The organism is Streptomyces sp. NPDC096132 (assembly GCF_044763345.1).
Taxonomy (GTDB): domain Bacteria; phylum Actinomycetota; class Actinomycetes; order Streptomycetales; family Streptomycetaceae; genus Streptomyces.
This window is the reverse complement of the sequence record NZ_JBIWGA010000042.1, coordinates 47220-53795: the sequence shown is the minus strand read 5'-3', so window position 1 is coordinate 53795 and position 6576 is coordinate 47220. Positions and strand designations below refer to the sequence as shown.

Below are 6576 nucleotides of genomic sequence, written 5' to 3'. Positions count from 1 at the left end.
GGACCCTGCGGGACATGGGGTACACGCGGCTGACGATGGTGCTGCGCGAGCCCCGGCCGGCGCCCGCGCCCCGCAGAACCCGCACCACCCGGCGCACCGCGAGCCACCTCAGCGTGGTCCCCGCCCCCCGGGCCTGACCGGGCACCGTCGGCGTTCAGGTCGCCGACGGCGCCCTGGTCGGAACATCGGATTCCAGCCAGTCACAGCAGCCTTGCGGGCATCAGCGGGAGGCAGCCTGGGCTCGACCGTCGAGCAGGATCGTGCGCGCCGGAGCGTCCGACCGTGTCGCTCAGACGGATGTCCCCCTGTCCACGAGGAGGCGGCCCCGTCGCCCTGCACGGGCACGGCCACCTGATGCTGGAAGTCCCGTCAGGCGGATGACCCTGACTCGATGAGGGGGAGCGGCCTGTCGGGATCGATGGACCGTAGTCGATGAACTCGTCGGCTGCGGCGTCGTAGGCGCGCACATGGCTGTGCGGACCGGTGCAGACGAGGGCACGCGCGATCTCGGGGAGGCCGAGGCTGAGGGCGTCGCAGTCTCCGAAGCGAACGAGGTGCAGCAGGTCGCCGGTGACATGCTCCCCATCGCCGACCACCGGCCAGTCGACTCCCCCGTTCAGTTCGTGGGTGAGGGCGGGCCACGTCCGTCACCAGGAGCCCTGACCACAACAGGTGGAACAGCACGGGCAATACGAGCAGCGGATCCCCCACCCTTGGCGCACGTCCCATCAGGACACCAACTCGATGCCGATCAAACTTCCGTCGTCAGCCGTCCTGAGCGGGAAACACCTCGTCGACGGCGCGGCGCAGCGTTTCGCGGACAGCCTTGGCGTCGTCGAGTTCGGCGGCCTGGAACGCGCCGTCATGGAGCAGGACGAGGACGCGTGCGGCGTGGTCGGGGTCGGGGTGCCCCATGGCGGCCGAGAGGTCGCGCAGCACGCCGAACAGCCAGGTGCGCTGGTCGTCGATGACCGCGCGCACCGGGTGGGTGCGGTCGGGGTATTCGGCGGCGGCATTGAGGAACTGGCAGCCGCGGAAGCCGTCTTCGAGGGTCGCGTCGCCGAGTACGGCCATGACCGCGCGCAGTGCCTCGCGCGGCTTCTTGCCCTGCCGCGCCTGTCCGACGGCGTCCCGGATCTGTTCGGCGGTGGTCGTGAGGTAGGCGGAGACGAGGTCGTCCTTGCTGGGGTAGTGCCGGTAGAAGGTGGCGCGGGTGACCTTGGCCTCGGTGACCAGTCGGTCGATTCCCACGGCCTGGATGCCCTCCGCGTAGAAGAGGCGGGAGGCGGTGCGCAGCAGCCGGTCCTTGGGGTGGAGCTCCGAGGCAGTCGTCATACACCCATCGTAGAGAAAGACCAGTCGTTCTGGACGGTCGCCCTCGTCGCTTTGCCACCCCCAGGGAGAACGACTAGTCTTTCTCGAAGAAAGACCGATCATTCTCTCTGAGAGGGTACGGAACCCATGAGCACCACCCCCATGATTGTTTTCGTCCACGGCGCCTTCGGTGACTCCGGCATGTGGAAGGGCGTCATCGCCAGGCTCCAGGCACAGGGCTACACCACCCTCGCCGTCTCGAACCCGCTTCGCGGCCTGGAGTCCGACGCCCAGTACGCGGCCACCGTCGCCAAGACCGTGGACGGCCCGGTCGTCCTGGTCGGCCACTCCTACGCCGGCGCGATCATTACCCGCGCCGCCCGCGACGCGTCGAACGTCGAGGCCCTGGTCTACGTAGCCGCCTTCCAGCCCGACGAGGGCGAGAGCTGCCTGGAGAACGCCTCTCGCTTCCCGGGCGCCAAGATGGGACCGGGCACCACCATCGCCACCGAGCACGAGGGCGAACCGGAGCTGCGCATCCTGCCGGAGCACTACCGGGACGTCATCGCCGGTGACCTCCCTGCCGAGGTCACCGACGTCCTCGCGGTCACCCAGCGCTCGGTGCGCGTGCAGGCCCTGACGGCGGAGCTGTCCGGCCGGCCGGCCTGGCGCACGCTGCCGTCGTGGGCAGTGATCGCGACTCAGGACAATGCCATCCCCGGCCAAGCGCAGGAGTTCATGGCCGAGCGCGCCGGATCGCACGTCGTGCGCATGGAGGCGTCGCACTCGGTAGCCATCTCGCAGCCCGACGCCGTGGCCGACCTCATCATCGAGGCCGCCAAGGCCACCCGCTGACCCCTCCCTCGTCGCCGCTACCACGGCCTACTGGCTGCGGCGGCGGCGACGGACCGGGGCCGGTGCCGATCAGACTTCAATGGCACGAACTTACTGATCATCAAGTTTCGGTGGCACGCGATCAAGGTTCGATGGCACAGGACACCTGCGCTCGCCCCTCGTCATGCCGGTGGGCAGCCTACCCCCTAGAATCGAACATGTGACCGATAGATCGCCGTCCCGACTGGAAATGCTGCGTTTCGCCCGCCGCGTCGCCGAACAGCAACTCACCCAGATCGACCGGTGGATCTCCACGGAGGAACGGCGGGAAGCGGAGCGGCAGCACGGCCTCGCGGCCCGGCCTCCCGCGCCGGACTGGCTGATCGAGCGCGGCCTGTCCGGCCAGGACCCGGTGTACGTGCACACCGGCGACTGCTGGAACGCGGGGAAGCGTTCGAAGGGCGTCGACCGGGCGACGGCCCTGCGCGCGCTCACCGACGGCGTACCGGCCTGCCCGCACTGCCGGCCGGACAGCGCGCTCGGCTACCCGGAGGGATGAGTCGGGCACTGCGGGGCTCGCGGGCCGCCGTCTTCTTCACCGCGGCAATTCCGGGCCGGCGGAAGGCCGGCTCGGCGAGGTCGAAGGTCTCCAGGTCAGCCTGGCCGGCGCCGAGGAGAAGCTCCGCCGGCTCGATCCGGGCCACGGGCAGCAGACGGCCGTGGACCTGGGCATCCCCATCACGCGTGGTGATCGATGAACCCACGAAGGCGGGCTGCCGCACGTCCCCCAACCAAGATCGAGAACAAGTTCAGAGAAGCGTGCGTCAAACGCCCTTCAGAACACGGTCAAGTGCCGCCCGGCCTGCAGGTCCCCAGTGCGGCTTACCGCCGGGAAGGCCCCGATCCCCGTTCTGCCCCATGAGCATCAGGAAGAGGCTCTTCATCGCGGCCAGCCCGCGGGCGCGCCGGATCGCCGCCTCGTCCGCATGCGCGTACATGTCGAAGAACCGTGAAACCGTGCCCGCGGGCAGCAGCACCCATGCGGCGGCGAGGTCCCAGGCCGGGTCGCCGGCGAACATGGCACCGAAGTCGACGATGCCCGAGAGCGTTCCGTGCGAGACGACGACGTTCGCGGGATGAAGGTCACCGTGCACCCATACCGGCGGGCCCTCCCACTCGGGAGCCGCAACGGCATCGTCCCAGACGGCCCGGACCTCATCTGCGATACCGCCGGGGACAACGGCTTCAAAGAAGTGGTCGAAGCCGTCCGTGCACTTCTTGGGGTGAGCGCCGAAGTCCGAGCTGATCAGCGCCTCGGTGGGCGCCTCCACGTGGAGCGCCCGGAGGAAGCTGGCCAATGTGTCGGCCGCGTGGGCGCCGCGGCTGATCGAGCCGTGGTCCAGCGGCTCGCCGGGAACCCACGTCATCACGGTCCAGTGCTTGGGGAAACGCTCGGACGGTTCGCCGAACCGTACCGGAATCGGCACCGGAAGCGGCAGGCGCGGAGCCAGCACGGGTAGCCACCGCCGTTCCTTGAGCTGGAGCTCCGGGGTGGGGTCCATGCGCTGCATGCGCACGGCCAACTCGTCCCCGAGACGCCACATTTGGTTCCCCCACCCGCCTGCCACCTCGCGGACGGCCAGCCCTGCAAGGTCTGGATGCTGCTCCTGCAGCAGGTCGCGGACCAAGTCTGCGGTGATCTCGATCTCGGTGTCGGTCATGCGAAGTCACAGTACTGAGGCAGCAGGCGGAACGGCTCTCGCTCTCCGGAACATCTCGCTGTGATGCCTGTGGCATCACCGATTCGGTTTCAGAGAACTGCGGATCAGTGACTCCGGGACGGACCGGCCCCAAGTCCACAGAAGTCACGAGACCGAAGCTGATCGCGCCGGACCATATCGTTCGGGGCACGGCACTCGCACCGGTCGTTTTCGCCAGCCAGGCGGGACTGTCGGATGCGCGGCCCGCGCACCCCCTGAGGCGTGACGGCTTCGCCAGGGTACGGGCAGACTGAACCCCCGAGCCAGCTGGACGTGACGGGGGTGAACGTTCTCGCCCAAGCCGCCGGCATAGCGAGCTGGTGGATCCGCAAGGGCATCGCCGACCGCGTCGAGGTACTCCACGGGCAACGCCTGGTCCTTGCCATCTCACAGTTCGACGTCCAAGTGCTCGATGATCCGCGCGAGCCGAACACCTACCAGGTCCGAACGACCACCAGCACGCGTTGATGCGCCTCGACCACGCGGCGCAGCTTCGGGACGCGTTGATCGTCGCCGACGAGCAACTGCTGTCCCGGAGTACGTCGGCTGCGGTGGAGATCCTCAGAGGCCGCTCCACCGTTGCGCTCGTCACCCGGGCGGACCTCGGCCGGATGTTCGCCAAGCCATCGCCCGCACTCGGCGTCCGCAAGCATGTGGGGGACGCCCACGCCGGACCAGCAGCTCCTCCGTGACCGTCACGGCATGAGAACCAGGCCCGGTTCACCAAACTGCGGTGACGCGCCTACCCAGTCTGTCCGGTCGATTCGCCGCCGGTCGACAGGGAGGTCCGGAAAGTCTCGGCGCCCGCAATCTTGGCAGCCGTCACAACCGCCATGGCGCCTGCCGCGACGGGGTGCCTCACCCCATACAGAGCAGCAGCACCACCGCCGAGCACCAGCGCCTTCACCACCAGGACGAACGGCTTCGGCCGCGCCCTGCCCACCGTCTACATCACCGGCGGCGCCCAGGGATGCGTACCGATCAACACCGTCGTGCGCGCCATCCTGCCCTGGCTGCTCCCCCACGCCAACGTCATCCACCAGTGCGGCGCCACCTCCAACAGGCCGGAGCGGCCGTCGCCCTGCTGAAGGAAGCGGTCATCCCCGACGGCCTGCGTACGGCAGCAGCCCCGATCCTCAGCTCAACCGAGCGCCGGACCCAGATGGCACAACAGGCCCGCGCCCTCGGCCGGCCCGACGCGGCGGAACACCTCACCGACGTCCTGCTGGAAGCCGCACTCTGAGGGCTGCCCCCTCACACGCCACCTGCCACCCACAGCCGGCAGGTCGCGGCGTCGCGGCTTCCTCAGTGGCATGCGGCCGCGCGATCTCCTGCCTACGGATCACAGGCGTCACTGCGCCCCACCGTCTACGAATCGAAGGCGGAAAGCGCCAACCCCTCCCCTGCCCACCGGCCAGGCTGGCCTGCCCTACTCGGGCTCCTCCACGTGCGCGTAGCCAGTCCGCGAGTTCAGGATGGTGCCGGACGGGAAACACTGCCACTGCGTCCGCTCAACTACCTCGCCGTACGCACCTCTCCCCTGGCTCGGGCCGGCCCACAGCCCCGGGCACCCCATCCCGACGATGAGGTCGCACACCTCACGGCGCTGATCCTTCACGGTCACGGTCTCTTTCGCCCTCATACGGCGCCAGGGTCGACCCGGTAGAGGATCTTCCCATCGGACCCGGTGAACCCACGCGACTCGTAGAAGGCTCGTGCGCCCGAGTTGTCGCGGTCAGCCGTCGCCCAGCGGGCAAGCAGGAGGCCGCTCGCCGTGCACGCAAGGTGGTGGCCATCAGCGGTGACAGTGGCGGCAGCCAACTCATGCCCCGGCGTCGAGGGGATACCGGGCGACATCACCCGGCACCGCTCATCGGTCAGGCAGGCCCGGGCGGAGGTAAACCGGACGGCCGCCGGCATGCGGGCGCCGGAGAGGTAGCGAAGCATTTTGTGGAATCAGTGTTGTCAAGGCAGCAGGTCAACCGTGTGTCAGACGAAGCGTCGCGCGGCGTCGGTCCAGGAGGTCTCGTGACGATTGTCGGTGATTGCCTTGAAGTTACGGGCAGCGACAGCGGCACTTGGCCGGCCCCTGGTCCTTGGCTCTGTGTTCAGCAGGACGGACGTGGCCGCCGACAACGACTTGATCGCCATGTAGGGCGCGGCTCCGGAAGACCTCCAGCCGACGGGTTGTCCTCGTTTGATGCTCCGGCGGACGACCTTGAACGCCTGGCGGACACCGCCGAGCGTGTCGATGTCGTCCTCGGTGAGGAAGCGCTCGGCAGCCAGCTTGGCCATGAGGGCCTCGATCTGTCCTTCGGCGGCGGTTGCCCGTTCGAGGCAGCCCCAACCGACATGTTCGGGCGTGGTGACGGGTGTGTGGCCGTCTGTCAGGGAGTCCCACGTCTTCCAGATGGCTACGAATTCTCCGTAGAGACGTTGGAAGTCCTGCGCGGCTGCCAGGTCCATCTCACGGCTCTTCTTGACTTGTTCCCAGCGGTCAGTGACCCGGACCGTCACAAGCCAGCCTCCGCCGAGAGTGACGGCCGCCGTGAGCAACGGGGCGCCTACCGACTCGATGATCGACATGGGCCTCCTGACGACGGTAACGAGTAGTCCCTGCCCCATTGTGCTGGGCGACGCATGAGATCGTGGCGTCCTCACGGTTTCT

The 6576-nt window shown here is 68.6% G+C and carries 10 protein-coding genes; 6 read left to right on the top strand and 4 right to left on the bottom strand.

Annotated features, from left to right (window positions below; genetic code table 11):
* Window positions 1-765: 765 nt before the first annotated feature.
* Complete coding sequence (locus tag ACIRF9_RS48290) at window positions 766-1335, bottom strand: TetR/AcrR family transcriptional regulator (protein ID WP_403836542.1); 570 nt, start codon at window positions 1333-1335, stop codon at window positions 766-768.
* A gap of 126 nt (window positions 1336-1461) precedes the next feature.
* Between ACIRF9_RS48290 and ACIRF9_RS48285 the strand changes: the two genes are divergently transcribed.
* Window positions 1462-2169, top strand: coding sequence for an alpha/beta fold hydrolase (locus ACIRF9_RS48285; protein WP_403836540.1), 708 nt, complete (start codon window positions 1462-1464; stop codon window positions 2167-2169).
* 199 nt (window positions 2170-2368) lie between these two features.
* Window positions 2369-2707 carry a DUF6233 domain-containing protein gene (locus ACIRF9_RS48280; RefSeq protein WP_403836538.1) on the top strand — a complete coding sequence of 113 codons (339 nt, stop codon included), beginning with the start codon at window positions 2369-2371 and terminating at the stop codon, window positions 2705-2707.
* 265 nt (window positions 2708-2972) lie between these two features.
* On the opposite strand, the gene ACIRF9_RS48275 is transcribed toward ACIRF9_RS48280, so the two are convergent.
* Window positions 2973-3869 carry an aminoglycoside phosphotransferase family protein gene (locus ACIRF9_RS48275; RefSeq protein WP_403836536.1) on the bottom strand — a complete coding sequence of 299 codons (897 nt, stop codon included), beginning with the start codon at window positions 3867-3869 and terminating at the stop codon, window positions 2973-2975.
* A gap of 321 nt (window positions 3870-4190) precedes the next feature.
* Here ACIRF9_RS48275 and ACIRF9_RS48270 point away from each other — a divergent pair, with 321 nt between their 5' ends.
* A complete protein-coding gene (locus ACIRF9_RS48270) occupies window positions 4191-4376 on the top strand; it encodes a hypothetical protein (protein ID WP_403836534.1) in 186 nt (61 codons plus the stop codon).
* Window positions 4376-4600 (top strand): hypothetical protein, encoded by a 225-nt coding sequence (locus tag ACIRF9_RS48265; RefSeq protein ID WP_403836532.1) that lies wholly within the window; start codon window positions 4376-4378, stop codon window positions 4598-4600. Before ACIRF9_RS48270 ends, ACIRF9_RS48265 begins: the two co-directional genes overlap by 1 nt.
* A 50-nt stretch (window positions 4601-4650) precedes the next feature.
* Here ACIRF9_RS48265 and ACIRF9_RS48260 read toward each other — a convergent pair whose 3' ends face one another.
* Complete coding sequence (locus ACIRF9_RS48260) at window positions 4651-4803, bottom strand: hypothetical protein (RefSeq protein WP_403836546.1); 153 nt, start codon at window positions 4801-4803, stop codon at window positions 4651-4653.
* On the opposite strand from ACIRF9_RS48260, the gene ACIRF9_RS48255 reads away from it, so the two are divergent.
* Together ACIRF9_RS48255 and ACIRF9_RS48250 are read left to right on the top strand one after the other, a co-directional pair.
* The gene (locus ACIRF9_RS48255; RefSeq protein WP_403836548.1) at window positions 4742-4996 is read left to right on the top strand and encodes a hypothetical protein; all 255 of its coding nucleotides are present in this window, start codon (window positions 4742-4744) and stop codon (window positions 4994-4996) included. The two genes, ACIRF9_RS48260 and ACIRF9_RS48255, sit on opposite strands and share 62 nt — an antisense overlap.
* Entirely contained in the window at window positions 4951-5151 is a 201-nt protein-coding gene (locus tag ACIRF9_RS48250) for a hypothetical protein (RefSeq protein WP_403836530.1), read from the top strand. Before ACIRF9_RS48255 ends, ACIRF9_RS48250 begins: the two co-directional genes overlap by 46 nt.
* A gap of 746 nt (window positions 5152-5897) precedes the next feature.
* On the opposite strand, the gene ACIRF9_RS48245 is transcribed toward ACIRF9_RS48250, so the two are convergent.
* Window positions 5898-6494, bottom strand: coding sequence for a hypothetical protein (locus tag ACIRF9_RS48245; RefSeq protein ID WP_403836528.1), 597 nt, complete (start codon window positions 6492-6494; stop codon window positions 5898-5900).
* Window positions 6495-6576: the final 82 nt, after the last annotated feature.

Excerpts from the sequence above, each read along its gene's own strand:
- ACIRF9_RS48290 (WP_403836542.1), bottom strand. The coding sequence starts at position 1,335 with ATGACGACTGCCTCGGAGCTCCACCCCAAGGACCGGCTGCTGCGCACC.
- ACIRF9_RS48245 (WP_403836528.1), bottom strand. The coding sequence starts at position 6,494 with ATGTCGATCATCGAGTCGGTAGGCGCCCCGTTGCTCACGGCGGCCGTC.
- ACIRF9_RS48255 (WP_403836548.1), top strand. The coding sequence starts at position 4,742 with ATGGCGCCTGCCGCGACGGGGTGCCTCACCCCATACAGAGCAGCAGCA.
- ACIRF9_RS48275 (WP_403836536.1), bottom strand. The coding sequence starts at position 3,869 with ATGACCGACACCGAGATCGAGATCACCGCAGACTTGGTCCGCGACCTG.
- ACIRF9_RS48265 (WP_403836532.1), top strand. The coding sequence starts at position 4,376 with ATGCGCCTCGACCACGCGGCGCAGCTTCGGGACGCGTTGATCGTCGCC.
- ACIRF9_RS48285 (WP_403836540.1), top strand. The coding sequence starts at position 1,462 with ATGAGCACCACCCCCATGATTGTTTTCGTCCACGGCGCCTTCGGTGAC.